Genomic DNA, 15,872 nt, shown 5'->3' on the forward strand with positions numbered 1-15,872 from the left:
CCAGCGTTTTAGGTAAACCCTCATGAAAACTGCCATTAATGCAGTATTGACCTTAGGATAAGGATGAATATATAAGGGTCATTTAACAAATGGACTTTGGACAAAAGACAAAGGACAATTTAGTTATTGACTACTTGACCATAGAGGTCGTATGTATCAGCGTGGTGAATCGCTATTGGCACGATGGTTCCTAATTTTGCCTGGCCTTTGACATATACCAGACCATCAACCTCTGGGGAAAATCTACCTGAACGACCGATTAATTCACCACTTTCAGGATTTTCTTGCTCAATCAGGACATCGACGATTTTGCCTACTTCCTGTTGATTTTTCTTTTGAGAAATCGGTTGCTGGAGTTCCATCAGTTGGTATCGGCGATCGTCCATCACTTCTTGGGGCAAGTGATTTGGTAGTTTGTAAGCTGGGGTTCCTTCCTCAGAGGAAAAGGTGAAGACACCAACATGATCAAATTCATGCCGCTGAACGAACTCTAGTAGATGCTCAAAATGCTCGCTTGTTTCTCCTGGGAAACCAACAATAAATGTTGTCCGCATTACGGCTGTTGGTAGCGCCGTTCTAATGCGATCTATAATCCCATCATTTACGCGTCCTTGCCAAGGACGATTCATGGCGCGGAGAACATCTGGATGGGAATGCTGCAAGGGCAAATCCAGGTAAGGCAAGACGTTGGGTGTTTCTTGAATCGCCGCAATCACATCTGGGGTTAGTCCCGTGGGATAAGCATAGTGCATTCTGATCCACGGTATATCTACTTTCCCCAAAGCGCGAAGTAATTCCGCTAATTTTGGCTGGCCGTAAATATCTAGACCGTAATTAGTGGTGATTTGGGAAATTAGAATAATTTCCTTTACCCCTTGACTAACTAACTGCTCCGCTTCGGCGACGATAGATTCTATAGTACGCGATCGCTGGTTCCCTCGAAGATGAGGAATGATACAAAATGCACAACGATAATCACATCCTTCTGCAACCCGTAGATAAGCTACGCCCTCGGTTGTAGTACGATAGCGCGGTGTAGTCTCGTCGGCAATGTAGGTTGGCTCAATACTAACCTGTTTGACCCGCTCGCCAAGTTCAACACGCTCAATTACATTTACAATTTTGTGATAATCGCCAGTGCCGACAACGGCGACTGCTTCGGGTAACTCTTCCAAAAGTTGTTCTTGGAAGTGTTGCGCCATACAGCCAGTGATTACGATCTTTTTATTTGCCTCTGCCAGTTCTACCAAAGTTCTGACAGATTCTTGCCGGGCCGCTTCAATAAAACTACAGGTATTAACTATAACGTAATCGGCTAACTCTTCATTTGTATCTACACCGTAGCCTGCTTCTACGAGCATTCCCAGCATGTGTTCTGTATCAATCCGATTTTTCTCGCAGCCCAAGTGAGAAATGGCAATTGTTGGCTTATCACCCATATTTTGAAAATATCTTCATTTTTTTCTTCTTGTAGTCAAACATTGCAGCGCTAATTTCGCTTTTTTCTATCACTATCCTTCAGATAACAGTATGCAGTAGATTTCCACTGTCAGTAATTGTCCGTGGACTTATGACCCTATCAATAAATAAAAATAGAGGCCATGTTATGATATTTTTATCAATCTGTTCCCCAGGGTAAATTGAAGTGTCTTTGGGTACATTTGACACTTGTAATCTTTTTTAACAATTCGCCTATTGGTATTTTACATTACCACAGCGTGTGCGTTGTTAATCTACCCATCGGGAAGCCGCCCAAAGGGCTTGTTGTGAGAAGTCGCTACCCTCAGGGAAATCGACGAAAGCGACTACGCCTATAAAGCAGTAATGCTACCCTGGCGATTGGCAAGTCCTACGACAATGCGCGGACAAGACGCCTAAACCACGGAAAGCTGCCTTGCGTCTAGTGAGTGGCAAACTCCTCTTGTAGCCAGGTTTTATCTTAACATATCTTATGGGAGGTTTCACGCCAATTTCCATCTTAGGAAGGAGGCAGTAAACCGACTATCATAAAACACATTTGACTAGTTAATGAAAAGTCAAGAGTCAAGGGTCAAGAGGAGCCAGTCACGTGCGGGGTTTTCCCCGTTGAAGAGCCACCTCCCTATAGAGATTTTCTCTGTTCAGGGGAGTGGTGTTGAACTGGCGTTCAATAGTCAAAAAATTCTGGACTCTGGACTCCGCGAGGCGGATTAAAGACGTGGACTTATATCAGATATTTAAAACTCGCTCACCAATTATTGGCGTGGTTCACCTGCTACCACTGCCTACCTCACCCCGTTGGGGAGGTAGTTTAAAAGCGGTGATTGATCGTGCCGAACAAGAAGCCGCAGCCTTAGCAAGTGGAGGGGTTGACGGGCTGATTGTCGAGAATTTTTTCGATGCGCCGTTTACCAAAAACCAAGTCGATCCAGTGGTTGTGAGTGCCATGACCATTGTGGTGCAGCGAATACAGAATTTGGTGACTTTGCCTATAGGCTTAAATGTTTTGCGAAACGATGGCAAAAGTGCAATGGCGATCGCTAGCTGTGTGCAAGCGCAATTTATCCGCGTCAACGTCCTCACAGGGGTGATGGCAACCGACCAAGGATTAATTGAGGGAGAAGCCCATCAGTTACTCCGTTATCGACGGGAGTTAGGTTCTGATGTTAAAATCCTGGCCGATGTGTTGGTGAAACACGCCCGTCCTTTGAGTTCTCCAAATCTCACAGTCGCCGTGAAAGACACCATTGAAAGGGGTTTAGCAGACGCAGTGATTTTATCTGGTTGGGCTACTGGTAGTCCTCCTAACTTAGAAGATTTGGAACTAGCTTGTGGCGCAGCAAATGGTACACCAGTGTTCATCGGTAGCGGGGCCAATTGGGAAAATATTGATACATTGATGCAGGCAGCAGATGGCGTAATAGTTTCCAGTTCCCTGAAACGTCATGGACGTATAGAGCAACCAATTGACCCTATTCGCGTCAGTCAATTTGTGGAAGCTGCCCGTCGCAATTGGAACTCCAAAGGTGAAAGCAAATCAGCAGAACAAGTGAAGTTACATTCTTAATTGGGGCATGGGGCATGGGGAATGGGGCATGGGAAGAAATAATTATAATGCCCAATGACGGCAGTTGCTCCACTTGGGGAGACCCCAAGACCGCACTGCCTCCCCAATGCCCAATGCCCAATGCCCATTAACCAATAACAATTTATGATTCGCCGTCGTTCTACTCCTTGGATTCATAAATGGTCACGTCCATTGATTGCCGCGATCGCTGGATGTGGTGCCCTGATCACAGGTTATCTCACCATAGAAAAGTTAACCGGAGGCAGTGCCGCTTGTGTGGCAGAAGCTGGTGCTAAGGGCTGTAATGATGTACTTTCCAGTCCTTGGGCAACGGTTTTTGGTCAGCCGTTAGCTTTGTTTGGATTTTTGGCATACATCAGTATGGTGGTATTGGCTTTGGCTCCCTTCACATTCAAATCAGGGGAAAACAATAGCCGCAAACAATTGGAAAATTGGACATGGTGGTTGCTGCTGGTGGGTGCGATCGCGATGTCTGTCTTTAGCGGCTATTTAATGTACGTGCTGGCATCTCAAATCAAAGCTATTTGTCCTTACTGTATCGGTTCAGCTTTGTTCTCTGTGAGTCTTTTGGTACTGACAATTATCGGTCGGACTTGGGAGGATATTGGACAAATCTTATTTACCGCTCTGATTGTCGGGATGGTGACACTGATTGGTACTTTAGGTGTCTACGCTGGTGTGAATCAATCACAGGTTACACCTGGAACTCCTGGACAACCTGTAAAAATTTCCTTTACTCCCAATGTAAAACCTAACCCAGCATTTGGTTGGGAAATTACCACTACTTCTGGTGAAGCAGAAATAGCCTTAGCACGCCATCTAGCGCAAGTAGGTGCGAAGCAATACAGTGCTTACTGGTGTCCTCACTGTCATGAACAAAAGCTGCTTTTTGGTAAAGAAGCTGAGGAAATAGTCAACAATGATATCAAGGTAGAGTGCGCTGCCGATGGACTCAAAGCTCAACCAGAACTTTGTCAAGCCGCAAAAATTGAAGGCTTTCCCACTTGGATTATCAATGGTAAAAGCTATAGCGGAGTTCAAAACTTAGAGGAACTAGCGAAAGTTTCTGCCTACACAGGGCCTCGTAACTTCAAGTATTTCAAATAATTGACTTGAAGAGACTTCATCTGCGGCTTTCAATCCATTAGGAAGCCTACACCAAGCTAGCTGTACGGTGTAGTTTACATCTAATAGTCAACTGGATGAATACAGCAAAGTCTGTTTCCAGTTGGCTTTTTTGTTTTTGGTAATAGTTCATTCATACTTCTTTCCTCCATGCCTTCTGCCTCCTGCCTTCTCTGATAATAAGTTTTGTCCAATACCCAATTATCAATTTTCCTACGGCTTTTATTTGCAAACACCTGACGCTAAAGGAAATTAATCAAGTATATTTACTTTAAGATAATGTATACTTTAATTTCTTTTTACAGCACTTAGGAGCCACCTTGGGATGTAATCATGTCAGCGCCGAACCCAAAGGTGTGTCTGTTGGGAGTTACCATAATTCTCAGTAAAATACCTAATTGATCACAAATGTGCAATTTTAATTGAGTAAGCTTAACCAGACAAGGTTTTCGGCATTTATTAATCTGTGCTGATCGCCACAAAATTCTCAGTTGCCGTTTGGTCAGATAATTGGCCTCAATGTATGCTATTACATCACAAATACTACGATGTCTTAAATAACCTTGCTGAGTTGAAAAAACTCTTAGAAACTCTATTTAGCTCCTCTTTGAGCTATGTTAGTCCGATAGTTAATAGCTATAGGAGATAGAGAATATTTCTGCCTACTAGGTAATGGGAATGAATCAGCAGCTAGGCAAGCGTTTTGTAAAGTTAATCTTTGAACTGAAACAATCGCTTAGTCGAGGACACAGAGAATTGATTACTGCGGCCAGCGTTGCAGCCTGCGTCCTACTTTTGCGCTCCATCGGATTATTGCAATCTTTGGAGCTGGCAGCTTTGGATCAATTTTTTCACTTACGTCCAAATGAACCGCCAGAAGAACGTATTACGATTGTAGTGATTGATGAGGCCTATTTAGACGAAGTAGGTTCATGGCCGATTCCAGATGCGAAGATTGCCCTGTTGTTGCAAAAATTAAATGTCTACAAACCCCGTGCTATTGGCTTAGATATCTACAGAAATTTGCCAGTACAGCCTGGCAATAAGGAACTGCGTAATGCTTATAAGTCAATGCCTAATTTGGTTGGGATTGAATTACTGGCAAATGACAAAAATAAAAGCATTGGAGTTTTACCTCCACCTGGGCTGAGTCGCCACCAAGTGGGTTTTAACAACGTACTGTATGACCCTGATGGGAAAGTACGTCGCAGCTTGTTATATTGGCATATCAATAATCAAGTACACGAAAGTTTTGCCCTGAAGCTGGCTTTATTATATTTAGAGTCAGAAGATATTACTCCTAGCAAAGCAAAAAGTAATCCTGAGTATTTGCAATTGGGTAAGGCAGCATTTACTCGTTTTGAGGGTAATGATGGTGCTTATATGGGAGCTAATGCTAGAGGCTACCAAATTTTGACCAATTTTCCCAAACCCCAATGTCAAAGTTCATCTGGAGAATTTTGTAGTTTTCGCCAGGTATCGATGAGAGATGTACTGGCAGATAAAGTCCAAGAAAAGTTAATCAAAGATCGGATTATACTTATTGGCTCCACCGCACCCAGTCTCCAGGATTTTGTATTCATTCCTTACTCCAGCAGCCTAATGGGTACAGCAAAGCCTGTACCTGGTATTCAACTGCAAGCTTATTTTATTAGTGAGTTAATCTCTGCTGCTCTTGATGGAAGACCATTACTCAAAGTCTGGACTGACTTGGTGGAATACTTGTGGATTTTTGTCTGGTCTTATCTGGGAGCCGTAACGACATGGCGGATGCAAAATACAACTAGGAGCCTGCTTAGTATCTTAGTTTCTTGCTTTGTATTTACCCTAAGTGCATACGTTGCTTTTTTGCATGGTTGGTGGATACCACTCATTCCCTCACTGTTTTGCTTTGGCAGTTCAGCTATTTGGATGATCAGTCATATTGCCCACATGCAGGAAGAGTGGAAACGTTCTAAGGAATTTTTACATCACGTCATTAACACGATTCCTGATCCAATTTTTGTGAAAAATGAACAACACCAGTGGATTGTTTTAAATGAGGCATATTGTCGATTTATCGGTTATCCGAAGAAGTTATTAATTGAAAAGTCAGACTATGACTTTTTCTCTAAACATGAAGCTGATGTGTTTCGACAACAGGATGATCTGGTTTTTCGGACTCAGCAACCCCAGGAACATGAAGAAGAATTTACAAATGCAGATGGACAGACTCATCAAATTGCCACTAAGCGATCGCTCCACAAAGACTCAGCTGGCAATTTCTTTTTAGTTGGGGTTATCCGAGATATTACTCAGCGCAAGCTGATGGAGGATCAGCTGAAGCGTACTGCTGCTGAACTATTCCGCTCTAACAATGAATTAAAACTCAAAGAAGACCACTTACGTTATTTAGCGTATCACGACCCCCTCACTGGTTTATCCAATCGCAAATTTTTTGCTGAACAACTTTACGAGTCATTACATTGGGCGCAACACAACAACTTGTTGCTGGGACTGCTATTTATTGATCTAGATGGCTTTAAGCAAGTCAATGATACTCTGGGGCACGAGACGGGCGATCGCTTGTTAATGACTATCGCTGGAAGACTCAGCAACTCTTTACGTTCTAGTGATACAGTTTCTCGTTTGGGTGGCGATGAATTTACTGTGATTTTACGGGCAATTCCTAATGTTCAAATAGCTGCTAAAGTCGCTGAGAAAATTTTAAGCAGTATTACCAAGCCAATTGTCTTGGACGGCTATACAATCCGAGTCTCTGCCAGTATTGGCATTAGTGTTTACCCGTACAACAGTCAAGACAGTGAAACTTTGATGAAACAGGCAGATGCAGCAATGTACCGTGCCAAGCGTCTGGGTAAAAATCGCTACGAGTTTGCTTAATTAGTCAAGAGTCAAGTCTCCAATTTATTTTCAATTTAGTTATAATTTTTACCTTCCAATTAGGAATGTGTATTAGAGATACGTCCAAAGCACTATCTTGAAAAAGTATGGGATATATGGTTGTTTAGGCAAGATATAGACCCAGTAAGGCTTTTTTGCCTGAAGACTAAACCCAAGAACATCGATGAGAAAGGAATTAGTCATCAGAGGTAATCAAAAAATAAATCTTTAGCGTAGCATTTTTTACATGTTTAAATATTACTTGTACTGTTTCGGTTTATAGCGATATTTCATAATTACATGGGTTGCAAAATCCTTACAATATAGGTATTACGTTATTTTAACTTTACATATCTTCACTCTAAAAAAATCATAACTATACAATAAAATAAGTATTATTTAATATTTGTCTAAACCCTTGATTTAGCAAACATAGTGTTTATACTTAAGAAAATTAAGATTTTATTAAATAAATAGTGAATTGAGCAAAATGCTCACAGTCATTCATCAACATATCTAACTTTAGACTGATGTAAAAACAGCTTATTAAGAATACTACTTAAGTATAAAGACTATTTAATACCAGCTAATTAAGGTTAATCTATAAGCAAATACCATAATTACTTGTACACCAACAGCAATAATTTAATAAAGTTAAAATATTTTTTTCAAAAACATCAGTAAATATACGAAAAACATAAAAGCACGTTTGAAATGAAAAACTAGTAAATTTACTGACAGCTATGAAAACTAACCTCCGAATCACAAAGTTTATAATCTTCTGTATAAGTGCTTACATACTAATACCTAAAATTGCTGCTTGCACAGGTATATTCAGTACTGCAAGTGCTAATACTTTTGGCACTACTAGTAACAAGACTTTAATCGCCCGCAAAGTCAATTCTCAAAATTCAAAAGACACGTATATTCCACCAAATTATGGTGGCCCCGACAGTCAGCATGGAAGCGGCACTCGCTGATGGCAATTTTGGATTTTAGATTCTGCTGAAGCAGTGTGATGAGGCAACTATTGTCTTGAGCATCATATCCTTTAGTTGGAAATACCCCATCGCCCTTAGCATCAGAGTGGCTCAGGCTTCTGTCGTTAGTGTTTATATAGTCTTCTTACTTTGGGAGAATTAGCGAGTTCTATACAGTTTAAGCGAGTCTAAGCGTACCTTATACCAATTTGAAAAAAGAATGCGACAAATAGACCATTTGTAGAGACGCGATGAATCGCGTCTTTACCCAAGGATGTGTTGCAATCATTAATTGAATTGGTATTATCTTAAAGCTGTCTACGCACACCAGCGACCACAATAGAAGAGATTACAAGCCTTCACTAGAAACCACATTCCGCGAACTTAAATCAAGACAATAGTGGAGATTTCCACCAATGATCTGTTTGTACAAGTGTGTGAACTTGCCAATTTGGGTCTGGTTGAGGATAATCTAAACGGTAGTGTCCGCCTCGGCTTTCGGTTCTAAAAGCAGCACTTTTGAGAATTAAATCAGCTACATCTAATAAATTGCGGGTTTCTGCCCAAAGTCCCAATTGCCGTTCAACATCTGGTAGGTCAAAACTAGCTGGTTCTGCTGGACGTAAAGCAAGCAAGAATTGACTTAAAGGCAAGGCCGCGAAATCTTGCTGCCAAGATTCAATAGTAGCGATCGCACTTTCCAACTTTGATTGTTCCCGACAAATACCAGCACTTTCCCACACTAGACGTGGTAACTTCTCTCTGAGTGCTTCTAGCTGTGCTCGCTGGATCTGCCACTCACTGGCATCAGGACTAAATTTCCGTAATGGTAGCACTGGTGTTTCTGACGGCAGCCCAATATTTTCCAACTCAATTTGGCCCATTTGGGCCCCAAACACAATACATTCCAACAGAGAATTACTAGCAAGGCGATTTGCCCCATGCACCCCCGTACTAGCAGTTTCACCCACTGCGTACAAACCAGGGATATTTGTGCGATTCATCAGATCCGCGACAATTCCACCCATCCAATAATGGGCAGCTGGTGCTACTGGAATTGGTTCATGGAAGACATCAACGCCCCAATGCTGACAAACTTTGATGATGTTGGGAAAGCGGTGACGAATCTTGTCGACGGGGATGGGGCGCATATCCAACCAGACATGGGCAGTCGCCAAATCAAGGGCAGTACGTTGTAAATGGCTAAAAATTGCTCTACTGACCACATCTCTAGGTGCGAGTTCACCCGCAGGGTGGTAGTCAAAGGCAAAACGCCGCCCTTCATTATCGATGAGATGTGCCCCTTCGCCGCGTACAGCTTCGCTGATGAGAAAGCGATCGGCACCAGGTTTAGTAAGGGCAGTGGGGTGAAATTGGACAAATTCTAAATCACGGAGGATGGACCCAGCCCGATATGCGATCGCTACCCCATCACCTGTACTCACAGCCGGGTTAGTAGTTTGAGCAAATACCTGACCGCCACCACCAGTTGCCAGTACCACAGCACCAGCTCTTACCCATGTGACTCTACCTTGATAAAACAGGCTAATTCCCTGACAGTGACCAGTTTCAGGTTCAATCCACAAACTCAAAGCCAAAGCTTGCTGAATGACTTGAATATTCTGGCGACGTAATACTTGGGTGGTGAGGGTGGTGGTAACTTCCCTCCCTGTGGTGTCCGCAGCGTGGAGTACACGGCGGCGAGAATGGGCGGCTTCTAAAGTTAAAGCCAAGGCTTGACCTTGACGGTCAAAAGCTACCCCCAAGTTAACTAGGGATTGAATACAGCTAGGGGCATGTTGGGCGAGAAATTCTACAGCGGTGCGATCGCATAAACCCGCACCCGCCTGGATCGTATCTTCAATATGCAGCGTCGGAGAATCTTCTGGGGCTACCGCTGCGGCAATGCCACCTTGTGCCCAATCACTGGCGGACAAAGCAACAGTTTCTTTGGTAATCAAGCCGACTCGCAAGGATTCTGGTAGACACAGCGCTGTATATAGTCCGGCGGCACCAGCACCGACTACTAAGACATCAAATTGGCTAGGAATATCTATCTGAGACAAGGTAATGGGTAGGGGGAAGTGAGTATTTAGAAGTTAGGAGTTAGGAGTTTTGAATTTTTAACTCATAACTCCTAACTCCTATCATGTCCCACTCCTTAGAATCAGAAGTGGGCTGCTATTTGCTACATGAACTGCATATACAGTTATCTGTAGATACCGTTGTTAAAGCGATCGTCTCCCTCATTGAAGGCAGGCTCTAGTTCTGTCACAGTGAAATTATCCAAGTTGGCTTGCAGGGTTTGTTTTTGGCGATCGCTCAATCCTGGAAGATCCAATACATCCTCTACATTTTTGTAGGGAGCATTCGTGATGATTTTCTTAGCCAGGGTGGGATAAAGCCCTGGAAACTGTTGAAAAGCTCGGACGTTGGTATTATTCAAATCAATTTTTTTACCAAATTCCGTTGCTAGTTTAGCGTCTGCCCGATTCTGCCGCTCAATTGCCAGAACTGGGACTTGTGGAAAAGCAAAACTGTTGAAACTAGCAGCTTGGGCTATCTGAGTTGTTCCCAACCATACCCAGCAACCAAGTAACAAACTAAACACTGTTAATAAACGCGCCAATCCTTTCACGATTTTCTACCTCTTTCCATCAAACAGCAATAAAAGTTTTAAGCTAACAGTGGTCATTAGTCATTAGTCATTAGTCATTAGTCATTAGACATACTCTGCGGGGAGTCGCTAATGCGTCTACGTGAGAGCGCTAAGAACAAAGGATAAAGGACAAAGGACAAAAGCTGATAGCTTAATTAACACAGCAGTCATCAGAAACTAATATACAGCGTATTAATATCCACAATATTTACCGTTACTGGGTTTGACTGTAATTTTGCCAAAAATTTTCATCGAGAAAGAGTGCCCGCATAGCTGCAATAGTCTTCTATCCATGATCCTGGTAGCATTCCCCGCTAGACGAAATCTTTTCGGGGTGGCTGATTCTACCTGCCAAGCAGACACAAAACCGTCAGATATCTAATACCGAAAACCCTAGTAAGAAGGCTTGATGGTGATGAACTGTTATGTAATATTTCTTAACCAATTAATTATCTACAGCCTCATTCTTGATGTGCAGTAGTAGTCCGTCAAAATGAATTTGACAGACTACTACTGCACGACGGAAATAAACCACCAATTCCCAATCAACAAAACCCTTACGCTGTCTTCATTTTTAATTTTTAATTTTTAATTTTTAATTCCGCTTTGCGGTACTAGTAGACTGGGCTGGAAAAAGTTTCGGTAAGAGAAGGCACACGATGATTACAACCTCCAGCCTTTTTCACGCTGCGATCGCAGCTAACAAAAATAGGCTGTCTACCAAAATTGTGCTTAAAACTGCGCCACCAAAGGCATACCAGTGTCTTTGATTTCGACCTAAAGCTAAAATCCCGACTGTTAGTAGCACTAAGGCAAGAATTATTGCCCAACTTTGTCCCCAGGGTGTTTGTACTTGCATGAGGGCATTTTGTAAGATTTGCGGTGCGCCATCTGCATCTACTCTCATAATTTGCCGCCAATAGGGCATCAAATCTACTAGATAAAAATATACATCTGTTAAAGCTGTACCGAGTAAAGAACCTAAATAAAACCAGCTACCCACCTTGCCCCAATTCTTCATTAGACACCAGCAAGCAAACGGTAAACCTATAGATTCCACTGGCAGATGCCATAAAGGTTCCCAACGTAACCAGCCCCAGTAAATCGCTCCTGCTAACCAACTCCCGCTAAATCCTAAGAGTAAATCTCCCCAGACGTAGGTTGCAGGACGTGACATTAAGCTAAAACTTAGCCACACCCAAAATGCTGTAAGCGCTAAACTCAGATTTGGTAGCGATCGCACTATTGGCGCTTCTATAAATACTGGCACTGATACCAAAAACACTGCCGCCGCAAACACTAGCCAAGTTTGTCGCTCAGAAATAGATAAGGGGAGAGAAGGAGACAAGGAAAGTGTAGATTCCAATTGCCTGATGCCATTCTGCCCAGTGTCAGCTAAATTCAACTCGGTATCAATAGAAGGGGTGGAAGCAGTGTAGGAGGACAGTGTATTATTAATCAAAGTTTTTAATATTTGTTACTAAACTTTATCTTATTTAAGATATCACATTTTAAAATCCCCCCCTGGGGCATTTTGATTTTATCTGAATTTTGTGAGTCAAGGAAAAATCGATGTTTTCTTTAACTCTTATCCTGGTAAGTTCTCCAGGTAGATGTTTTTGTAATTGGTTATAAAGAAAGCGATCGCAGGTAAACTAATGGCTTTATCAAAACGTCAATGGTTTGTGGTTCTAAGTGCAGTATCTTTCACTTTCTCAGTGGTAGTATTTCCACTGGAAGTTCTAAGTGCCCTACCGAATCAAGCAGAAAGTGGGGTGCAACAAATGAATATTTTGCAAGCTATTGTTTTAGGCTTCGTGCAAGGAATGACTGAATTTCTGCCAATTAGTAGCACAGCACATTTAAAAGTCGTGCCTGTGGCTATTGGTTGGGGTGATCCGGGAGTAGCTTTTACCGCGATCATTCAGCTTGGTAGTATTGCAGCCGTGCTGTGGTATTTCTGGGGAGATTTGACACGAATTCTTAAGGGAGCGACCAAAGCGATCGCCCTTAAAGACTACAATGATTACGACTTTCGTCTGTTCTTGGGGATTGTTTTAGGAACGATACCAATCATCTTCTTTGGACTTTTGATTAAGAACTTGATCCCAGACTTTGATAATTCACCCATCAGGAGTTTAAGGGCGATCGCAATTGCTTCCATATTGATGTCGCTGTTGCTGGGGTTAGCCGAACAACTAGGTAAGCGTCAACGGGACTTTGAAAACTTGACGATGAGAGACGGCGTTTTGATGGGTTTAGCCCAAGCTTTGGCATTAATCCCTGGCGTTTCTCGTTCAGGTTCCACTCTCACAGGGGGGCTATTTATGGGATTACAACGGGAAACAGCAGCAAGATTTTCCTTTTTGCTGGGCATTCCCGCCATTACCCTAGCGGGCTTAGTCTCCTTAAAAGATGTTGTGGAAGCAGGATTAAGCAGTGCAGCAATAGTTCCCTTAGTTGCGGGAGTGATTTCTGCCGCCATCTTCTCATATATAGCGATCGCTGGGTTGCTGCGCTTCCTCAAAACCCAAAGCACCTGGGTATTTATTTGGTATCGATTGGTATTTGGGGTAGCAATCTTGGGTGCGATCGGTACAGGATTTTTGCAGAATAGTTAATAGTCATTTGTCATTTGTCATCTGTCATTCGTCATTCGTCATTAGTCATTTGTCCAAACTAAATGACTAATGCCCCATGCCCAATGCCCCATGCCCAATGCCCAATGCCCAATGCCCCATGCCCAATGCCCAATGCCCCATAGCCCATGAATACAATTAATCCTGCCCGAATTACTAAGGTTCTTCCAGACTCAATAGCCGCAGAGATTGGCTTTGAAGCCGGGGATGCGATCGTTGCTATCAATGGTACACGTCCCCGCGATTTAATTGATTATCAGTTTTTGTGTGCAGATGAAATCTTGGAACTAGAAGTTTTAGACGCTGCTGGTAAAACTCATAGTCTGGAAATCGAAAAAGATTACGACCAAGACTTGGGGCTAGAATTTGAAACAGCGCTATTTGATGGCTTAATTCAATGCAATAACCGCTGTCCATTTTGCTTTATCGACCAACAACCACCAGGTAAGCGCACTAGCTTATACTTTAAAGACGACGATTACCGCCTAAGCTTTTTGTACGGTTCTTATCTTACCCTCACCAATTTGCCAGAAAGAGAATGGCAGCGGATTGAACAAATGCGTTTGTCTCCGTTGTATGTTTCTGTTCATGCCACTGAACCTGAAGTTAGAATTAGACTGCTAAAAAATCAGCGTGCGGGACAAATCTTAGAACAACTCAAGTGGTTTAAAAAAAGGCGGCTACAAATCCATGCTCAAGTAGTTGTTTGTCCTGGTATTAATGATGGTAAACATCTGGAGCAAACTCTCAAAGATTTAGCGTCCTTTCATACTGGTGAAGTGCCTGCGGTGGCATCAGTAGCAGTTGTGCCAGTCGGGTTGACACGGTTCCGTCCCCAAGCAGACGAACTCACACCCGTAACTAGAGAAAAAGCCAAAGAAGTGATTTCTCAAGTCAAAATACTCTCGCAGCAATTTCGCCAAAAATTTGGTTCCAGCATTGCTTGGTTAGCCGATGAGTGGTTTTTGATTGCAGGTGAGGAATTGCCAAGCGAATCTGAGTATGAAGAATATCCTCAAATTGATAACGGTGTTGGTTCTATTCAATTGTTTATTAAACAATTTGCAGCCGCCGCAACAGAATTACTACCGCCAAAAGTTTATCCTCAGAGAAAATTAACTTGGGTAGTAGGCAACGCAGTAGAAAACGCATTTCAACCTATCTTGAAACGTTTAAATTCTGTTGAAGGTTTAGAAGTAAATATGCGTGCTTTATGCAGTGATTATTGGGGACAAAATATCACTGTTACAGGTTTACTAACCGGTCATGATTTGCTGTTGAACTTACAAGGGCAAGATTTGGGAGAAGGAATTTTACTGCCAAATGTAATGCTCAAACATGGTGAATTGGTATTTTTAGATGATATGAGTATTGAAGAATTAGCCCGCAAATTAGATACAAAAATCTTACCAGTAGCAGGAGTTGAAGATTTAATCAATACCTGTATTCTTTAAACTGGATTTTGTTAACTCTTTAGTCTAGACAATTTATCTACGTTCTGCAAGACCTTCTTGCTTAGTGCTTTGGAGAACGCATTTTTAACCTAGTTTTTTGATCCCTTATGGTGTAGACTGAAAACCAGCAGGTAAATTTTAGCGATAGCGTGCAGGCAATTAGGCTAATCAGCTAACTAAGGCTAGCTAACTGGGCATTGCTGCTGGTATGTACAGCGGTTTAGGGTTAGCAACATAAAAATAGCTCTGGTAAAAAGCTGATCAAAAACAAGGTAAATTTAAATCCTTACCATTTTTAGCCACCTGCCCCAATAGAATTGAGGGCAATCCACAAACTGCACGTGTTTGTGTGGTCAATTTTTAGATAGATAGCTTCTAAGGTTAGTCATATTTAGGGAATAGCCTAGATACGAAGTTTCATCGATTCACCGACCAAATTAACCTTACCTAGTCCAAGTCTTTGGGCTAAAAATTTTTGGCATCCATACATTTGGATGCAACATACAAAGTTTACAAATCTCACTTTGTAAGCTTCTTGCTCACTATTGCGTTCAATTAAATCTCATGACTGATTTTAACTTTATCCGAAATATCTGCATCATAGCAGTAGCATATCTATCCAGCATCTACTTTTGGATAGCTTTATCTCAGAATTCAAATGATTAGAATAACTGCTAAAAGATTCACTCCAAAGAAAATTTTAGTAGTTTGGACTACCTAAATGATAAGTTTGTCTTTAAGACATGGATAAACATATCATTTTGTCACCTAATCTGTCAAGGAATAGGGCGTATATCTCAGAAAAAGGCAGCTAGACAAGACTCATACTAGGAGTTCAGCCAGATAGCAAGGGAGCATCCCAATTTTGGAAAAACACGAATAAATCTCCACCATCAATATTTTTTGTCTGGTGCAGAGGAGTCCAATTCTGTACTCCTACTCTTAAAGCTTGCATAGAATCTCTGTCAGAAAAAGCTGAGTTTTCAACTTCAAGAGTCAGTGCGTTATTTTTGTTACTAAGCTTGTAAGCTGTTACGCATAAAAGATTGCATATTTAATCGTGTA

Annotated in this window: 9 protein-coding genes; 5 read left to right on the top strand and 4 right to left on the bottom strand. The window is 42.1% G+C overall.

Annotated elements, in window-relative coordinates:
* Positions 1-119: 119 nt before the first annotated feature.
* Positions 120-1,439, bottom strand: a complete 1,320-nt coding sequence (rimO, locus tag HUN01_RS25060) for a 30S ribosomal protein S12 methylthiotransferase RimO (protein WP_181928451.1) — start codon at positions 1,437-1,439, stop codon at positions 120-122.
* 758 nt (positions 1,440-2,197) lie between these two features.
* Here rimO and btpA point away from each other — a divergent pair.
* The 3 genes from btpA (at position 2,198) to HUN01_RS25075 (ending at position 7,075) form a co-directional block, all read left to right on the top strand.
* Complete coding sequence (btpA, locus tag HUN01_RS25065; RefSeq protein WP_069069006.1) at positions 2,198-3,046, top strand: photosystem I biogenesis protein BtpA; 849 nt, start codon at positions 2,198-2,200, stop codon at positions 3,044-3,046.
* Between the two features lie 144 nt (positions 3,047-3,190).
* On the top strand, positions 3,191-4,174 hold the full coding sequence (locus HUN01_RS25070) for a vitamin K epoxide reductase family protein (RefSeq protein ID WP_181928452.1): 984 nt from the start codon (positions 3,191-3,193) through the stop codon (positions 4,172-4,174).
* A 696-nt stretch (positions 4,175-4,870) separates the two neighbouring features.
* Positions 4,871-7,075 (top strand): CHASE2 domain-containing protein, encoded by a 2,205-nt coding sequence (locus HUN01_RS25075; protein WP_181928453.1) that lies wholly within the window; start codon positions 4,871-4,873, stop codon positions 7,073-7,075.
* A gap of 1,369 nt (positions 7,076-8,444) precedes the next feature.
* Here HUN01_RS25075 and nadB read toward each other — a convergent pair.
* From nadB to HUN01_RS25090, 3 genes are all read right to left on the bottom strand, one after another.
* The gene (gene nadB / locus HUN01_RS25080) at positions 8,445-10,121 is read right to left on the bottom strand and encodes an L-aspartate oxidase (RefSeq protein ID WP_181928454.1); all 1,677 of its coding nucleotides are present in this window, start codon (positions 10,119-10,121) and stop codon (positions 8,445-8,447) included.
* A 143-nt stretch (positions 10,122-10,264) separates the two neighbouring features.
* Positions 10,265-10,693: a photosystem II complex extrinsic protein PsbU gene (psbU, locus tag HUN01_RS25085; RefSeq protein ID WP_181928455.1), complete on the bottom strand. Its 429-nt coding sequence runs from the start codon at positions 10,691-10,693 to the stop codon at positions 10,265-10,267.
* A 703-nt stretch (positions 10,694-11,396) separates the two neighbouring features.
* Entirely contained in the window at positions 11,397-12,176 is a 780-nt protein-coding gene (locus HUN01_RS25090) for a DUF3120 domain-containing protein (RefSeq protein ID WP_181928456.1), read from the bottom strand.
* Positions 12,177-12,372: 196 nt separating this feature from the next.
* Here HUN01_RS25090 and HUN01_RS25095 point away from each other — a divergent pair, with 196 nt between their 5' ends.
* Positions 12,373-13,335, top strand: coding sequence for an undecaprenyl-diphosphate phosphatase (locus HUN01_RS25095; protein WP_181928457.1), 963 nt, complete (start codon positions 12,373-12,375; stop codon positions 13,333-13,335).
* 146 nt (positions 13,336-13,481) lie between these two features.
* Positions 13,482-14,807: a TIGR03279 family radical SAM protein gene (locus tag HUN01_RS25100; RefSeq protein ID WP_181928458.1), complete on the top strand. Its 1,326-nt coding sequence runs from the start codon at positions 13,482-13,484 to the stop codon at positions 14,805-14,807.
* Positions 14,808-15,872 lie beyond the last annotated feature (1,065 nt).

Source organism: Nostoc edaphicum CCNP1411 (assembly GCF_014023275.1).
In the GTDB taxonomy this organism is placed as follows: Bacteria; Cyanobacteriota; Cyanobacteriia; order Cyanobacteriales; family Nostocaceae; genus Nostoc; species Nostoc edaphicum_A.